We start from the raw sequence: 17,093 nt of genomic DNA on the forward strand, positions 1-17,093 counted from the left end.
TTTTGTCCCAATGCCTTGGCATGCATGTAGCAGAAAGAGGCGCGGGGGAAAGCCGTTTGACGACTTGAGGCAGTTCGCCGTTGTCAGGTGGCACCTCCTCTCATAAGCTGTGCCAACCATGAAGCGATCGGAGATAATGATGACGATGTTTGGATTACCTAAAGCCGTGGCGGTCGCCATCATTGCCGCGAGTTTGGCAACAGGTGCGGCAGCGCAAGAAGTTCAAACAAAGCAATACGATGACGGTGGTATCTACGAAGGTACCTTTGTCGATGGCAAGCAAGATGGCACCGGGACTTACCGCCTCCCCAACGGATATGAATATACCGGTCAGTGGGTTGCAGGCGAAATTCGCGGTGAAGGGATCGCGACCTTTCCGAACGGGTCCGTTTATGAAGGATCGTTTGTCGCTGGCAAGCCAGAAGGTCAGGGCCGAATCACATTTGCCGACGGCGGCACATTTGAAGGCGAATGGGTCGACGGCAACATCACTGGGCAAGGAATCGCCGAGTATGCGAACGGCGTAGTTTATGAAGGCGAGTTTCGGAATGCCCGGCACCATGGCACCGGCACAATGACAAGCCCGGGTGGCTACATCTATGAAGGTGCATGGCTGAATGGCGAAAAGGAAGGTGAAGGCAAAATCACCTATCCCGATGGCGCGATATACGAAGGGACGCTGAAAGCAGGCGAACGTGATGGCACAGGGACGCTGACCATGGCCGATGGTCTGGTTTACAGCGGTGCATGGGTTGACGGCCAGATCCAGGGTCTTGGCACATTATCCCAGCCCAATGGCGATGTTTATGAGGGTGTACTAGAAAACGGCCGCCGCGAAGGCGAGGGGCTTGTAACTTATGCCAACGGCGACACTTACGAAGGCACATTCGTCAATGACCGTCGCCACGGCACCGGGACATTTCGTGGAACGGACGGTTATGTTTACGTCGGCGAATGGGTCGAAGGTAAAATCGAAGGTGAAGGCGAAGTTACCTACCCCGATGGCTCTGTTTATGTTGGCACGTTTATGAACGATCTGGCCGACGGTACTGGCAAGATCACTTATCCAGATGGGTCAACCTATGAAGGCGCTTGGGAAGCCGGCGTTATCAACGGTATTGGTGTGGCGACGTATGCGAACGGTCTTGTCTACGAAGGCGAGTTTCTGAACGCCAAGAACCACGGCCAAGGCAAGATGACGTATGCGGACGGTTATGTCTACGAAGGACAATGGTCCGAAGGCCAGCGCAACGGTCTTGGGCGTGCTGTTTATGCTGATGGTACGGTCTATGTTGGCGAATTCCTGAACGGTCAACGCAACGGCGACGGTGAAATCACCCTGCCCGATGCCTTCAACTATGTAGGCGAATGGCAAGATGGTGAAATCAATGGCGAAGGCCTTGCCACCTATGCCAACGGTGACGTCTACGAAGGCAACTTTGTACGTGGCCGCCGCGAAGGCGAAGGAACCATGCGCTATGCGACAGGTCAGGAAAGCGTCGGCATTTGGTCCGATGGCGCGCTGGTGTCCGAGACAACCGGCAGCGAATAAACGAAACCTCTTTCAATCTGATCAAGGCCGGTTTCAGACCGGCCTTTTTCATTGGAAACCCTTAGACGTGCTGACCCGCATCCATACGATCAAGGAAATCGCCAGCCTCTTTCAGCACCGTTTCCTTGCGCGCATCATCCATCCGGTCCCAGACGCGGTACATATTGCCCATCCGTGGATTGCCTTCAAACCGCGCGCGATGCCGGTCCAGGAAGTGCCAGTATAACACATTAAACGGGCATGCATTGTCGCCCGTCTTGTCCTGCACGCGGTATGCGCAAGACCCGCAGTAATCCGACATCTTGTGAATATAATTGCCGGACGAAATGTAAGGTTTCGACGCGATGATCCCATTATCGGCGAACTGGCTCATCCCGATGACATTGGGGGCCTCGACCCATTCATAGGCATCCGCATAGACCGCCAGATACCACTCATGCACCTCTGCAGGTGCAATCCCGGCCAGCAAGGCAAAGTTGCCTGTCACCATCAGGCGCTGGATATGGTGGGCGTAGGCCTCCTGCTTGGTCTGGCCAACCGATTTGGCGATACAGTTCATCTTCGTCTCACCGCCCCAGTACATCGCGGGCAGCTTGCGATCATGACCCAAAGCGTTGCGGGTCACGTAATCTGGTCCTTCGCGGAAATAGATGCCGCGTACATATTCACGCCATCCAATGATCTGGCGGATGAACCCTTCGACGGCATTTAACGGGGCATGACCCTCGCGATAGGCATCCTCGGCTTTCTGACAAACCTCTAGCGGATCAAGCAAACCTGCGTTGATATAAAGCCCAACGATCGCATGATAGAGAAAACGGTTGTCGTTCAGCATCGCATCCTGAAAATCACCGAACTTTGGCAGACCACCCTTGAGCCAATGGGCCAGATGCTGGCGGGCCTGACCCGTATCAGTGGCAAACCAGAACGGTTCCAGATCACCAAAATTGTCAGCAAAGCGGTCACCAACAAGGGTAAGCACCTCTGAAACGGTTTCATCCGGGGTGAATTGCATCGGCCCACCGAAATCCACCTGATCTGGCGCTGGTTTGCGGTTGTCATGGTCGTAATTCCATTTGCCGCCTTCTGGCTTATCGCCATCCATCAACAGGCCCGTCTTGCGGCGCATATCGCGATAAAAATATTCCATCCGCAGCTGCTTGCGGCCCTCAGCCCAGTCGTCAAAATCCTGATGGGTTGCGATAAAGCGCGTATCAGGCAGGCTGTGGGTCTTAAGCGGCATATCACCCAGCGCCTCAATCAACCGCCATTCGCCCGGTTCGGTATAGACCACCCCCGCCGCGTCAAATTCTGCGGCGCGCCGGATCAATTCCCCGGTGATAGACCCGGAATTCTCGGGATCATCCAGTTTGGTGTAGGCTACTGTCCAACCGTCCGCGCGCAGCACCTGCGCGAACTTGCGCATGGCAGCAAAAGTGAAAGCGATCTTTTTGGGGTGATGGGGCACATAGCTGGCCTCATCGGCGACCTCAGCCATGACAACAACATCTTTATCCTTGTCAGCCTTAAGAAGGGCCGACAGGCCTGACGAAAGTTGATCACCGAGAACAAGAACAAGCCTCACCAGACGACCTCCTGTCCCGCATAGTCGTAAAACCCACCTGAATGTTCTGGCGTCAGCTTTTCAATGACCGCCAGTAGATTACTAGCTGCTTCTGTTGCGGGAACCGTCTTATGGCGGCCAGCGTAATTCTGGGTAAACGATGTTTCCACAGTGCCTGGGTGCAAAGACACGCAAACAGATTGCTTATGTGACCGCCCCAATTCAATCGCTGCCCCATGCACGATTTGGTTCAGTGCAGCCTTGGACGCACGATACGAATGCCAGCCGCCAATCTTATTGTCGCCAATTGACCCAACACGCGCCGATAAAGTTGCCACAACGCCGCGCTTGTCCTTTGGCAGCAAACGGGCGGCATGCCGCAAGATCAGAGCAGGGCCAATTGTGTTGACCGCTAAAACACGCGCCATATCGTCAGGCTTGATCGCAGACAGCGCTTTCTCAGGTGCACCACCAAGCGGGGCCAGAATGCCGACGGCGACAAAAATCAAATCAAAGGTGCCCGATTGCAGCGTCATGCCGCGTTCAACCGAAGCGGCATTTGCAACGTCAAACCCGTCAACAGACCGCGACAGGCCAGTCACGTCCCACCGATCACGTTGTAATTGCTGTGAAATGGCCGATCCAATCCCGCCACTTGCCCCGATCACCAATGCCCGCATTACACTCTCCTCTGGTTTGAACGAACTTAGCGCCAGCACTACAGCGGACAAGGCAGGGCGCGGGACACAAAACCCTTTTCAACGCAAGTTTCCACGTTATAGTCTGGCCCATGATGATCCGCGCACATATCACAAGCTTTGCCCCCAAGGGGCTGCTTTCGCGCGACATCCTACTCCTTAGCTGCCTCTGAGCGTGCCTGTCGGCGCGACCGCTCAGAGGGTGAAACGCGCCAAGACAAGCTAAGGATCAAAGGAATACAAGACATGACCAAATCGAACGAAGTGTTGATTTTCGACACAACCCTGCGCGACGGTGAACAATCACCGGGTGCCACCATGACCCACGACGAGAAACTGGAAATCGCCGAGATGCTGGACGACATGGGCGTCGACATCATCGAAGCGGGCTTTCCAATCGCCTCCGAAGGTGACTTTCAAGCGGTGAGCGAGATTGCCAAGCTGGCAAAATCTGCAACCATCTGCGGCCTGTCCCGCGCCAATTACAAAGATATTGATCGCTGTTGGGAGGCCGTGAAACACGCCAAATCGCCGCGCATCCACACGTTCATCGGCACGTCCCCTCTGCATCGGGCCATTCCGAATTTGGATATGGATGAAATGGCAGAGCGGATCCATGACACAGTGACCCACGCCCGCAACTTGTGTGACAACGTGCAATGGTCGCCCATGGATGCGACGCGGACCGAGTGGGACTATCTGTGCCGCGTGGTCGAGATCGCGATCAAGGCGGGTGCGACAACGATCAATATTCCCGATACGGTGGGCTATACGGCCCCCATTGAAAGCGCTGATCTGATCCGCAATCTGATCTCAACCGTGCCGGGTGCGGATGATGTGATCTTTGCCACCCACTGCCACAATGATCTTGGTATGGCGACGGCAAACTCATTGGCAGCTGTCGAAGGTGGCGCGCGTCAGATTGAATGTACGATCAATGGTCTGGGAGAGCGCGCCGGGAATACCGCACTGGAAGAGGTCGTGATGGCGCTGAAAGTGCGCGGCGACATCATGCCCTACACCACCAAAATCGACACGCGTAAGATCATGAACATCTCGCGCCGGGTCGCGACGGTGTCGGGCTTTGCGGTGCAGTTCAATAAAGCTATCGTGGGTAAGAATGCATTTGCCCACGAAAGCGGTATCCATCAGGATGGCATGCTGAAGAACCGCGAAACGTTTGAGGTCATGAAACCCGAAGATGTGGGACTGGCTGGGACATCTCTGCCCTTGGGCAAACACTCTGGCAGGGCCGCATTGCGTGCGAAACTGAATGAACTGGGGTTTGATCTGGCCGACAATCAGCTGAACGACGTATTCGTGCGGTTCAAGGATTTGGCGGATCGCAAAAAGGAAGTCTTCGACGACGATCTGATGGCCTTGGTCACCCAAAATGATGCCGAAGATGACCGCCTGAAACTGAAATCCCTTCGCGTCGTTTGTGGCACGGATGGTCCCCAAAAAGCGGATATGGTGATGGAAGTTGACGGCGCCGATGTTGAAACATCGGCCACAGGTGACGGCCCGGTGGACGCCACATTCAACGCTGTGAAAGCAATCTTTTCCCATGGTGCACGCCTGCAAATTTATCAGGTAAGTGCGGTCACTGAAGGAACGGACGCGCAAGCGACCGTATCCGTGCGGATGGAGGAAGAGGGCCGGATCGCGACAGGACAATCCGCCGATACCGATACGGTTGTTGCAAGCGCAAAAGCCTACATCAACGCGCTGAACCGCTTACTGGTGCGCCGCGAACAATCAGAGCCCGGATATGATGTAAAGGGCGTCAGTTACAAAGACGTATAGTACAACTGGCGCGACTCAATCTTAATGCGGCGATCCAAGTCCTTGGATCGCCGCTTTTCGTTTTGGATGAAGTGACGTTGCAACATAATCACAGACAAACGACAGGTAAGGTTGTAAAAATGTAAGTTTGAATGCAGTTGATACAGCGAAATACCACTGAAACACGCAGAAAAAGACAAGCGGCAGATTGCCGCCGCGTTTCGTGTCAGCAGGGGTTCTATCCCTAAGCCACTGTCTCTATAACCAGATGAAACGCGCGAAACAGGGCATGCGCGATAAAGACACACTGGGATTGGGAAGGCCACTGGCATGGCAGGCTTCGGCGGATTGTTTTCTTCGGATATGGCGATTGATTTGGGTACAGCGAACACGCTGGTCTATGTCAAAGGCAAAGGCATCATTTTGTCTGAACCGTCAGTGGTTGCCTACCACGTGAAAGAGGGCGTGAAAAAGGTTTTGGCCGTCGGCGAAGACGCCAAGCTGATGCTAGGGCGAACCCCTGGCAGCATCGAGGCAATCCGCCCGATGCGCGATGGCGTGATCGCAGATTTTGATACCGCCGAAGAAATGATCAAGCATTTCATTCGCAAAGTGCACCGCCGCTCTACTTTTTCAAAACCCAAGATCATTGTCTGTGTGCCGCATGGCGCAACACCGGTTGAAAAGCGCGCGATCCGTCAGTCGGTTTTGTCAGCTGGTGCGCGCCGCGCCGGTCTGATTGCAGAACCCATCGCGGCAGCCATCGGTGCAGGCATGCCGATCACGGACCCGACCGGTAACATGGTTGTGGATATCGGCGGCGGCACGACAGAGGTGGCGGTTTTGTCACTGGGCGACATTGTTTATGCGCGGTCCGTGCGCGTTGGTGGTGACCGCATGGATGAGGCGATCATCAACTATCTGCGCCGCCAGCATAACCTGCTGATCGGCGAAAGCACCGCGGAACGGGTCAAGACGTCTATCGGCACGGCACGCATGCCCGATGATGGCCGTGGGCAGTCGATGCATATCCGTGGCCGTGATTTGTTGAATGGTGTGCCAAAAGAAACCGAGATTTCGCAGGCGCAAGTAGCAGAGGCTTTGGCCGAACCGGTGCAACAGATTTGCGAGGCTGTCATGACCGCGTTGGAGGCAACGCCGCCGGACCTTGCCGCAGACATTGTAGATCGTGGCGTGATGCTTACCGGTGGTGGTGCATTGCTTGGCCAGCTTGATCTGGCATTGCGCGAACAGACCGGTCTGGCGATTTCTGTCGCCGACGAGTCACTCAATTGTGTAGCCTTGGGTACAGGCCGCGCACTGGAATATGAAAAACAGCTGCGGCATGTGATAGACTACGACAGCTAAACCAACGCGAGGGAACAGCCGCCCTTGGCACGCGATAAGAACAGCGAAGATTTCGTCGGCCCGATCCGCAGACTGCTGGTCGGGGTTTTGGTGTTGGCTTTGGTGGGTCTGTTTTTGGTGTGGCGGATCGACAGTCCACGCGTAGAGCGGCTGCGGGCAGCAGCGATCGATGCGATCGTCCCATCCTTTGATTGGGCAATGGCACCGATTACAGGGGCGACAAACCTGATAAGTGATTTCCAAAGCTATCAGCAACTGCGCGAACAGAACCAGGATTTGCGCCGCGAGTTGCAGCAAATGAAGGCATGGAAAGAAGCGGCCCTGCAATTGGAGCAAGAGAATGCCAAACTGCTGGACCTGAACAATGTAAGCCTTGATCCGCAGCTGACTGTTGTAACCGGCGTCGTCATTACAGACAGCGGTTCCCCATTTCGTCAGTCGGTTTTGGTCAATGTCGGTGCACGCGATGGGATCATTGATGGATGGCCCACTATGGATGCGATTGGCCTGGTTGGCCGTGTCGCTGGGGTTGGCCAAAATACCAGCCGCGTGATGCTGTTGACAGACACATCAAGCCGTATTCCCGTGACGATTCAGCCTTCTGGGCAAAAGGCTATTTTAGCGGGTGATAACTCACTCAATCCGCCGTTGGAATTTCTGGAAGACACAGCACTTGTGCGCCCGGGCGACCGGGTTGTGTCCTCTGGTGATGGTGGCGTTTTCCCTGCGGATCTGCTGGTTGGGCAAGTTGCGCTGGGCACGGACGACCGGTTACGGGTGCGCTTGGCAGCAGATTACCAAAGGCTTGAGTTCTTGCGCGTTCTTCGGTCGCAACCCCATGAAGATATCGCCGACCCCAATAACCTGCTGACACCCGAAGCCGAATTTTTTGGACCCGCAGGGATTAACCCCGCGTCCGTCAACACATCGGAGCTGACCGATGGCTGAGCAGATGGATCGCAAAATCTGGGTGCAGGGTGGTGTCTTTCTCGCTTTGGCGTTCGTGTTGATCGTGGTCGACCTTGTCCCACTGGATATGCGTCCATCGCTATGGGTTTCGCCTGATCTGCTTTTGGCGACAACCTTGGCTTGGGTTGTGCGAAAGCCGACTTATGTTCCCGTCTTGGTTATCGCGTTGTTGTTCCTGATGACTGATTTCCTATTTATGCGCCCACCGGGACTATGGGCCGCCCTCGTTGTAATCTTAAGCGAAGTTCTGCGCCGTCAGCACCGCGAATTCCGCAATATGCCTTTACTTGTCGAATGGGGCACAGTGGCGGTCGGGATCATCGCCATCACAATCGTTAACCGCATCGTGCTGGCTATCGTGGTGTCTCCGCAGGCCCCCTTGGGCCTGACTTTGATCGAAATGATTGCGACGATCCTTGTTTACCCTATCGTGCTTCTTGTCGCCCATTTCATCTTTGGCATATCGCGCATATCACGCGGCGAGATCGGCAGTAAGGGACAAATCTTATGAAACGCCCCCCAAAGGATATCATCGCAAGTGCGCGCACAATCAGTCGGCGTGCTTTGGTCATGGGTGGCGTGCAACTTGGCGTCATTGCCGCGTTGGGATGGCGACTGCAATCCATGCAGGTTGAACAGGCGGATGAGTTTCGCCTGCTGGCCGAAGAAAACCGGATCAACATTCGTCTTCTGCCCCCTTCACGCGGACTTATCTTTGACCGCAACGGTATTGCGATTGCGGCCAATGAACAGAACTATCGCGTTGTTATGGTGCGCGAAGATGCCGGCGACGTGGGCGAAGTCCTCGCCAAATTGACCGAGATTGTTAACATTGACCCCAGCGATCTCTCGCGCGCGATGGAGGAAATGCAACGTCGCTCGCCTTTCGTGCCCGTCACCATCGCGGACCGTTTGTCGTGGGAGGACGTGGCCCAGATCAACCTGAACACCCCTGCTCTGCCCGGTATTCAGGCCGAGGTGGGGTTGAGCCGCGTCTACCCCTGGGGTGCTGATCTGGCACATGTTGTTGGCTATGTCGGCCCAGTCAGTGATTTTGACCTCAGCCGCATTGATGATGCTGATCCGCTGCTGCAAATCCCCAAATTTCAGATCGGCAAGACAGGTGCCGAGAACAAGCTGGAACGTACGCTGCGCGGCAGTGCAGGCACACGCCGGATTGAGGTGAACGCCGCAGGTCGCATTATGCGCGAGCTGGACCGCCAAGAAGGTGATCCCGGCAAAGATATACAACTCACGCTTGACAGCCGACTGCAAAGTTATGTGCAGGCCCGGCTGGACGGTGAATCCGCTGGTGCGGTGGTCATTGATCTGGAAAATGGTGATCTGCGTGCCATCGCCTCTGCCCCTGCATTTGACCCCAACCTATTTGTGCGCGGTATTTCTGTTCCTGATTGGGCCGCGCTGAACGAAGACAAGTATCGCCCATTGGCGGCCAAAGCGGTGCAAGGTACGTATCCGCCAGGTTCCACATTCAAAATGGTCACCGTCATGGCAGCCATGGAAGCCGGCCTCGTTACCCCGGATGAAACGGTCTATTGCCCAGGCTTTACCGATGTCTTCAACATACGCTTTCATTGCTGGAAACGCGGCGGACATGGCAACATCGACTTGCACGAAAGCCTGAAGCAAAGCTGCGATTGTTACTATTACGAGATCGCCCAGCGCGTCGGGATCGACAAGATGGCCGAAATGGCGCGCAAACTGGGTTTGGGCGTCCGCCATGATCTGCCACTGTCTGCGGTTGCAGAAGGCTTGGCTCCTGACAAAGAATGGAAGGCGCGTGTGCGTGGCGAAGACTGGCGGATCGGTGACACCGTGAATGCGTCAATCGGGCAAGGCTATGTGCTGACTTCACCGTTACAACTGGCGGTGATGACAGCGCGCATTGCCACTGGCCGGACCGTGACGCCACGCTTGATCCGCTTGATTGATGGGGTAGAGCAACCTTCCGGTCTGGGTGAAAGCCTTGGCATCAATGAAAATACGCTGCGCCGCATTCGCGCGTCGATGGAAGATGTGTGCAATCATCGCCGCGGCACCGCTTACGGATCGCGGATTACCGATGATGCGCATAAGATGGCCGGTAAAACGGGCACCAGCCAAGTCCGCCGTATCACACCGGAAGAGCGCGCCGCGGGGGTGACCAAGAACGAAGACCTGCCGTGGGAACGCCGCGATCATGCGCTTTTTGTGGGTTATGCCCCTTATGACAATCCGCGCTATGCCGTGTCTGTCGTTGTCGAACATGGCGGCGGCGGATCACGCGCTGCAGCACCCATCGCCCGTGACATCATACTGCAAGCACAATACGGCGGGCCACCCCCGCTAGAGGCATATCCCGCAGGCGTCCGCGACAAGATCGCCGCGCAGCAACGCCGGATCGAAGAACGCGTACCGCCAGGTGCGAAAGGGCGCAGCCGGGTATGAGTTATCTAGAGTATAACACCAAATATGTGCCAACCGGCCTGCGCAAGGTGCTGCACCTGAACTGGCCGATCATCCTATTGCTGATCGCGGTCGCATGTGCCGGTTTTCTGATGCTCTATTCCGTGGCCGGTGGTTCCATGACCCCATGGGTCGAACCGCAGATGGAACGCTTTGCACTGGGTATGGTCCTAATGATCATTGTTGCGATGGTTCCCATCTGGTTTTGGCGCAACATGGCCTTTGTGGCCTATGGTGGTTCAATACTACTGCTTCTGGGGGTCGAGTTTTTCGGCGAGGTGCGTATGGGTGCGCAACGCTGGATCGATATTGGTTTTATGCGTTTGCAACCGTCTGAGTTGACCAAAATCACTTTGGTGATGTTTTTGGCGGCTTATTACGATTGGCTGCCAAATAAGAAAACATCGCACCCTTTATGGGTTGTTTTGCCGGTTTTATTCATTCTTGCACCGACGATGCTGGTCCTTAATCAACCTGACTTGGGAACCGCACTTTTGCTGTTAATCGGCGGTGCTGCGGTCATGTTTCTGGCAGGGGTGCATTGGGCCTATTTCGCCACAGTTGTTGGTGGTGGCGTTGCCGCCATTGTGGCTGTTTTCCAGTCGCGCGGCACGCCGTGGCAGTTGCTGCAAGACTATCAGTACCGCCGGATTGATACGTTTCTGGACCCCGCAAATGACCCGCTGGGGGCTGGTTATCACATCACCCAAGCCAAGATTGCGCTGGGGTCCGGTGGCTGGACTGGCCGGGGTTTTATGCAAGGGACGCAATCGCGCCTGAACTTCCTGCCTGAAAAGCACACCGACTTTATCTTTACCACACTGGCCGAAGAGTTCGGCTTTGTGGGGGCCTTCACATTGCTGGTGCTCTACCTGCTGATTGTTCTGTTTTGCATCATCTCTGCCTTGGGCAATCGCGACCGCTTTGCGTCCTTGCTGACCCTTGGCATCGCCATGACATTCTTTTTGTTCTTCGCTGTAAATATGGCGATGGTCACCGGGCTGGCCCCCGTTGTCGGTGTGCCCCTGCCATTGGTCAGTTACGGCGGGTCAGCGATGCTGGTCCTGCTGGTGGCCTTCGGTCTGGTTCAAAGCGCCCATATCCATAGGCCCCGTTAATGCTGAACGTTTTGTTTTCTGCGCAACCCGAACGCTGGGATGAATATCGCGCGCCACTGACCAATGCATTTGCAAAGGCCGGTCTTGAGGTGGATCTGGCGCAAAGCCACACGCCAGCGGATGTCGATTATATCATCTTTGCCCCCAACGGCCCGGTGACCGATTTCAGCCCATATACCAAGACCAAAGCCATCATGAGCCTTTGGGCAGGTGTTGAAACCGTCGTCGACAATGCCACCCTGACACAGCCGCTTTGTCGGCTGGTCGACGACAGCTTAACCAACGGTATGGTTGAATGGGTCGTCGGGCATACCCTGCGCCATCATCTTGGCATGGACGCGCATATCACCAAGCAAGACGGCACATGGGATAACTTTATCTATCCACCAATCGCCGCCCACCGGCCTGTGACCATTTTGGGCATTGGCGCGCTTGGTGCCGCTTGCGGTCAGGCGCTGCACGCGCTTGGCTTTCCAGTGACCGGATGGAGCCGCCGCGCAAAGGATATCCCCAATATCCGTTGCCTACATGGCGACGATGGGCTGCGCACAGCCTTGACCGGTGCACAGATTGTCATTCTGTTACTGCCGCAAACACCACAGACAACCAACATCCTGACTGGTGATACCCTTGCCCTGATGGCCAAGGGCAGTTCCGTGATTAACCCCGGTCGTGGTCCGCTCATTGATGATGCAGCTTTGTTGGCAGCGCTTGACAGCGGGCACATTGCCCATGCGACATTAGATGTGTTTCGGATTGAGCCTTTGCCGCCGCAAGACCCCTATTGGGCCCATCCGCAGGTGACCGTCACCCCGCATATCGCATCCTCGACCCGGCCTGAAACGGCAGCTGAGGTGATTGTCGAAAACATCAGCCGCGGCGAAGCGGGTAAACCGTTTCGCTATCTTGTGGACCGTGGGCGCGGGTATTAACGCAGCTTAGGCGGTTTGTCCGGGTTCATGCCCGGTGCACCGGGTACGTGCGGGGTTTCCGGTTCAGGCAAATCAAAGCGCAAGCCCACTTTGGCAAGATGTGCAGCCAACGGATCGGTCGCCCTGACAAACAAGACATCCATAACGCCTGCCTCAATGCCAGAGAACGTCAATGCTTCGCTGGCCGCAGACGCCAGCGCCTTTTCGGCACCTTCAACCGCATCGACAAACGCCAAAACATGCCCGCGCGCGCCATCTTCATAGGTAGCCGCCGCAAGATAGGCGAACCGTGCCAACCCGGCGGCAATGGCAAGTTTGCGATCTAACCCCGAAACAACAGCTTCGGGCAGGCCACCCGGCGCCAAGACTTCGGTCAATCGCGCCTCTGTTTCATCGGGACCATGTGACAGGGTCGCGACCAGCCACTCCACAGCCTCTGCCGGGATCAACATCGCCGATGGTGCCACATCAAGATTAAGCGCCAAACCAACACCCTGCCCCGCGAGCATTTCAGCAAGCGCACGCCCTGACACACCTGCATAGGGCGCGACACGGCCAACGAATTGTGACAACCGTTCTTCGCGGTCAAACACAAGCGTGAATTTCTGGTCTTCAATCTCAAACAATTCTGGCGTGATCTGATCGCCTTGCGCTTCGGCCCCCAGCAGTATGAACAGTTCGGTATCGACCAATCGTTCATAAAACCGCAGGCGTGCTGCATCATCATCGGGTGCGGCTTCCATGGTGGCATGGGCCTGATCAAGGTCGGTCATTTCAAAACATCTTTCACGGCAGCGCGCAGTTCGGGAAGCAGATCAGCCTCGAACCACGGGTTCTTCTTAAGCCATGCGGTATTGCGCCACGACGGATGAGGCAAGGGAAAGACGCGCGGTCCAAGGTCGCGCCAACCGCGTACCGTTTCCGTCACCCCTGACCTGCTGTTCAAATGCCAACGATGGGCATAGCCGCCCACAAGCAGCTTCAGCTGCACCTGACCCAACGCCGCCATGACCCGATCATGCCATGTAGCCCTGCAAATCGGGGGTGGCGGCAGATCAGAGCCTTTTGCGTCATATCCTGGAAAGCAGAACGCCATCGGAACAATCGCAATCTTGCTGCGGTCATAAAACGTGTCAGGATTCACGCCAAGCCAATCGCGCAAACGATCCCCGGACCGGTCCCAGAACGGTGTGCCTGCCGCATGAACCCGCATACCGGGTGCCTGACTTGCAATCAAAATACGCGGTGGCGTTTCAAACCAGACAATCGGGCGCGGCTGATGGCGTGTCGCGGTCGCTGCAAAGCGGTCACGACAAAGCGTACAGGCTGAAATCTCTTCTTGTAGGGTCATCAGTAAACAACGTTGGGATATCTTGATAAGAACGGCCACATAACAAATAGATCAGCAGCCCGGTTGAACCAGACCATTGCGGAAACGAAATAGGGCCGTGATAGGGCCTTGCCGAACATAAATCACGAAAACGTCGCTATAATCATGCCTTAAAGTCGCAGTATGGAAACCGCATGAGGCATGTTAACCTTTGGCCCATATAAGAAAGCGCGCCGCATCATGCGGACATGAGCGGGATTGAGATGTTAGAATTTGCCGAAGTCAGCAAATCGTTTTGGACAGGTACGCAGCGCAAGGTGATCCTTGATCGCGCGTCTTTCCGCGTCGAGCTGGGAAATTCGCTGGGCATTCTGGCACCCAACGGGACAGGCAAGACAACGCTGATCAATATGATGTCAGGTCTGGAAAAGCCTGATGAGGGCACAATACGGCGGGGCTGTCGGATTTCTTTTCCTCTTGGGTTTATGGGCGGCACGGACAATACGCTATCTGCGATGGAAAACAGCCGCTTTATCGCGCGCCTTTACGGGCTTGATCCAGACTATGTTGAGGCGTTCTGCCGTTGGCTGTGTGGTCTGGAAGAATACTTTGACATGCCACTTGGCACATATTCGTCGGGCATGCGCGCACGATTTTCCTTTGCGCTATTGCTTGCGCTTGATTTTGATATGTACCTGATTGACGAAGGCATGCCCGGTGCCACAGATGCCGAATTCAACCGCAAGGCGGGGGAAATTCTGCGTGAACGGCTGGAAAAGGCAACCGTAATTATTGTATCCCACCAACCTGCTGTACTTGAGCGTCTTGCCAAGACGGCGGCAGTGCTCAAAAACGGGCAACTGCATATGTTTGACACCTTGGAAGAGGCGCGCGTGCTGTATGACTACCAATCCTAAGGTTAAAAAGTTCCGCATCCGCCGGAAAACGCCCGACGAACAACAGCAGCCAGAGGCCGCTTCGGATGCTGTGGAAGCAGCGAAAGAGCCTTCGCATGCAGAACAGATCGCCGCAATCAGCAAAGAAGGTCTGACCGGCCGTCAATTGCGTATGGCCAGACGCGTCGCCATGAAAAACGGGTTTGAAGCATCTTCGGATTATGATGCCGTGCGCCAATTGCGGGCCGCAGGTATTGACCCGTTCCAACGCAGCTCTGTACTTGAGCTTGTGAAACCAGAGGGTGCCAAAGTACCGGGCCGACGGGGCCGCATCCAATTGCCCGATACACAGCGGGACGACGGTATCTCACTGCCATCGACCAACAACAACGAAGCATTGAACCGCAACGCGGCCGAAATCCTGCAAATTCAGCGCGATATCGCAGCGCGGCGCAAACGCAAGCTGGCCTTACTTTTTACGCGCCTGTCTTTCTTTGTGTTTCTGCCCACGTTTCTGATCGGCTGGTATTTCTACAATATCGCCACCCCGATGTATGCAACCAACTCTGAAATCGTGATCCAACAGGCCCAACCGCAAGGCGGCGGGCCACAAGGTTTGGCGACGCTGTTCCAAGGCACGTCAATGGCCACGCAACAGGACAGTATTGCTGTTCAATCCTATCTGGCATCACGGGAAGCGATGCTGCGATTGAACGATGACCACGGCTTTAAAACGCATTTTGCCGATCAAAACATCGACAGCATTCAGCGGCTTGAGGAAAATGCGACCAATGAACAAGCTTTTGGGCTGTACACCGATCACGTAAAGATCAGCTATGACCCCACCGAAGGATTGATCCGGATGGAGGTGATCGCCGCCGATCCGGTCAAAAGCTACGAATTTTCCGAAGCGTTGATCGGCTATGCGGAAGAACAGGTTGACCAACTGACAGGGCGTTTGCGCGAAGATCAGATGCGCGGTGCCTTGCAAAGCTATGAAGAGGCCGAGGAACGCCGTGCAGAGGCGCTGGCCACATGGCTTGCTATTCAAGAGGACGTTCGCCAGATCGATCCGCAAAGCGAAAGTGCGGCACGCATGGGGCAGATCAACACGCTTGAAAGCGAAAAACAAAGGCTGGAGCTGGTCTTGCAATCGCGGCTGAATGTTGACCGCCCAAGCGAAGTGCAGGTGCAGTCACTACGTGATCAGATCGCCAATATAGAGGCATTGATCGCCGAACTGCGCGATCAGCTTGTGGGTGGTGCGGGTGAAGAAGTATCTTTAGCTGCGCGCAACACAGAACTCCGGACTGCTGAAGAAAACTACACCTTCCAGACCGCGATGGTCCAACAGGCGCTGACACAAATGGAAACCGCCCGCATTGAAGCCAACCGTCAGGTCCGTTACCTGTCGCAAAGCGTGCGCCCGATTATTCCCGATCAGGCGACTTATCCACGTGCCTTTGAAAACACGATTTTGGCATTTTTGATCTTTGCAGGCATCTATCTGATGGTTTCAATAACTGCCTCAATCCTTCGCGAACAGGTCAGCTCTTGATGCATACAGTCAATATCGGTGATTTAGCGGTCAGCAATGACCTGCCCCTTTTGGTCATTGCAGGGCCTTGCCAGTTGGAAGGGGCCGACCACGCCCAGATGATCGCTGGCAAGATGGCAGAGATTTGTGCGGAACACGGTGCACAGTTCGTCTTCAAAGGGTCCTATGACAAGGCCAACCGCACATCATTGGGCGGTAAACGCGGGCTTGGGATGGATGAAGGCCTGAAGGTCATGCAATCGGTTAAAGACAGCATCGGCTGCCCTGTATTGACCGACATTCACGCCCCCGATCAATGCGCGACAGTGGCAGAGGTTTGCGACATCTTGCAGATCCCGGCCTTCCTGTGCCGCCAAACCGATCTGTTGCTTGCGGCCGGCGAAACCGGTGCTGTGATCAACGTCAAAAAGGGCCAGTTCCTTGCGCCATGGGACATGCCCAATGTGGTGTCCAAAATCGAAAGCACAGGAAATAAGCGCATCCTGCTGACCGAGCGTGGCGCATCCTTTGGTTACAACACCCTCGTGGCTGATATGCGGTCGTTGCCCACAATGGCGCGCACCGGTTATCCCGTGGTGATGGACGCGACCCATTCGGTGCAACAGCCCGGCGGTATGGGTGGATCATCCGGCGGGCAACGTGAATTCGCCCCGGTGATGGCGCGGGCGGCTGTATCCTTGGGCATTGCTGCTGTCTTTATCGAAACGCATGAAGACCCCGATCATGCGCCGTCAGATGGGCCCAATATGATCCCGCTTGATCAAATGCATGGTGTCATCAAAAGCCTGATGGCGTTTGATGGGCTGGCCAAAGCCGATCCATTGCGTGTGTGACCCCCCGCGAATTCCCAGCTATGC

Annotated in this window: 15 protein-coding genes; 11 read left to right on the forward strand and 4 right to left on the reverse strand. The window is 55.5% G+C overall.

What is annotated here, in order from left to right; all coding sequences use genetic code 11:
* The first annotated feature begins 145 nt into the window (after window positions 1–145).
* The gene (locus RCCS2_RS02760; RefSeq protein WP_037293438.1) at window positions 146–1,552 is read left to right on the forward strand and encodes a 2-isopropylmalate synthase; all 1,407 of its coding nucleotides are present in this window, start codon (window positions 146–148) and stop codon (window positions 1,550–1,552) included.
* Between the two features lie 61 nt (window positions 1,553–1,613).
* Here the strand turns inward: RCCS2_RS02760 and RCCS2_RS02765 are convergent, their stop codons facing one another.
* Together RCCS2_RS02765 and RCCS2_RS02770 are read right to left on the reverse strand one after the other, a co-directional pair.
* Window positions 1,614–3,137 (reverse strand): cryptochrome/photolyase family protein, encoded by a 1,524-nt coding sequence (locus tag RCCS2_RS02765; protein ID WP_008231148.1) that lies wholly within the window; start codon window positions 3,135–3,137, stop codon window positions 1,614–1,616.
* Window positions 3,134–3,796, reverse strand: a complete 663-nt coding sequence (locus tag RCCS2_RS02770; RefSeq protein WP_008231149.1) for an SDR family NAD(P)-dependent oxidoreductase — start codon at window positions 3,794–3,796, stop codon at window positions 3,134–3,136. The genes RCCS2_RS02765 and RCCS2_RS02770 overlap by 4 nt, the downstream gene beginning before the upstream one ends.
* A 264-nt stretch (window positions 3,797–4,060) precedes the next feature.
* On the opposite strand from RCCS2_RS02770, the gene RCCS2_RS02775 reads away from it, so the two are divergent.
* From RCCS2_RS02775 to RCCS2_RS02805, 7 genes are all read left to right on the forward strand, one after another.
* The gene (locus tag RCCS2_RS02775; protein ID WP_008231150.1) at window positions 4,061–5,620 is read left to right on the forward strand and encodes a 2-isopropylmalate synthase; all 1,560 of its coding nucleotides are present in this window, start codon (window positions 4,061–4,063) and stop codon (window positions 5,618–5,620) included.
* A 309-nt stretch (window positions 5,621–5,929) separates the two neighbouring features.
* On the forward strand, window positions 5,930–6,967 hold the full coding sequence (locus RCCS2_RS02780) for a rod shape-determining protein (protein ID WP_008231151.1): 1,038 nt from the start codon (window positions 5,930–5,932) through the stop codon (window positions 6,965–6,967).
* Window positions 6,968–6,991: 24 nt separating this feature from the next.
* The gene (gene mreC, locus RCCS2_RS02785) at window positions 6,992–7,915 is read left to right on the forward strand and encodes a rod shape-determining protein MreC (RefSeq protein ID WP_008231153.1); all 924 of its coding nucleotides are present in this window, start codon (window positions 6,992–6,994) and stop codon (window positions 7,913–7,915) included.
* Window positions 7,908–8,447, forward strand: a complete 540-nt coding sequence (locus RCCS2_RS02790) for a hypothetical protein (RefSeq protein ID WP_008231155.1) — start codon at window positions 7,908–7,910, stop codon at window positions 8,445–8,447. Before mreC ends, RCCS2_RS02790 begins: the two co-directional genes overlap by 8 nt.
* Window positions 8,444–10,384, forward strand: a complete 1,941-nt coding sequence (mrdA, locus tag RCCS2_RS02795) for a penicillin-binding protein 2 (RefSeq protein ID WP_008231156.1) — start codon at window positions 8,444–8,446, stop codon at window positions 10,382–10,384. The genes RCCS2_RS02790 and mrdA overlap by 4 nt, the downstream gene beginning before the upstream one ends.
* Entirely contained in the window at window positions 10,381–11,520 is a 1,140-nt protein-coding gene (rodA, locus tag RCCS2_RS02800) for a rod shape-determining protein RodA (RefSeq protein WP_008231158.1), read from the forward strand. Before mrdA ends, rodA begins: the two co-directional genes overlap by 4 nt.
* Entirely contained in the window at window positions 11,520–12,452 is a 933-nt protein-coding gene (locus tag RCCS2_RS02805; RefSeq protein WP_008231159.1) for a 2-hydroxyacid dehydrogenase, read from the forward strand. Before rodA ends, RCCS2_RS02805 begins: the two co-directional genes overlap by 1 nt.
* Here the strand turns inward: RCCS2_RS02805 and RCCS2_RS02810 are convergent.
* Together RCCS2_RS02810 and RCCS2_RS02815 are read right to left on the reverse strand one after the other, a co-directional pair.
* Entirely contained in the window at window positions 12,449–13,225 is a 777-nt protein-coding gene (locus tag RCCS2_RS02810; RefSeq protein ID WP_008231160.1) for an SseB family protein, read from the reverse strand. The two genes, RCCS2_RS02805 and RCCS2_RS02810, sit on opposite strands and share 4 nt — an antisense overlap.
* Window positions 13,222–13,803, reverse strand: a complete 582-nt coding sequence (locus tag RCCS2_RS02815; protein ID WP_008231161.1) for a uracil-DNA glycosylase family protein — start codon at window positions 13,801–13,803, stop codon at window positions 13,222–13,224. Before RCCS2_RS02815 ends, RCCS2_RS02810 begins: the two co-directional genes overlap by 4 nt.
* A 242-nt stretch (window positions 13,804–14,045) precedes the next feature.
* Here RCCS2_RS02815 and RCCS2_RS02820 point away from each other — a divergent pair, with 242 nt between their 5' ends.
* Genes RCCS2_RS02820 through kdsA form a run of 3 tightly spaced genes read left to right on the forward strand, consistent with a single transcriptional unit; the run spans window position 14,046 to window position 17,069 of the window.
* Window positions 14,046–14,699, forward strand: a complete 654-nt coding sequence (locus RCCS2_RS02820; protein WP_037293441.1) for an ABC transporter ATP-binding protein — start codon at window positions 14,046–14,048, stop codon at window positions 14,697–14,699.
* A complete protein-coding gene (locus RCCS2_RS02825) occupies window positions 14,683–16,236 on the forward strand; it encodes a capsule polysaccharide transporter (protein WP_008231163.1) in 1,554 nt (517 codons plus the stop codon). The genes RCCS2_RS02820 and RCCS2_RS02825 overlap by 17 nt, the downstream gene beginning before the upstream one ends.
* Window positions 16,236–17,069, forward strand: coding sequence for a 3-deoxy-8-phosphooctulonate synthase (gene kdsA / locus RCCS2_RS02830; protein ID WP_008231164.1), 834 nt, complete (start codon window positions 16,236–16,238; stop codon window positions 17,067–17,069). The genes RCCS2_RS02825 and kdsA overlap by 1 nt, the downstream gene beginning before the upstream one ends.
* Window positions 17,070–17,093: the final 24 nt, after the last annotated feature.

This window comes from Roseobacter sp. CCS2, from assembly GCF_000169435.1.
In the GTDB taxonomy this organism is placed as follows: domain Bacteria; phylum Pseudomonadota; class Alphaproteobacteria; order Rhodobacterales; family Rhodobacteraceae; genus Yoonia.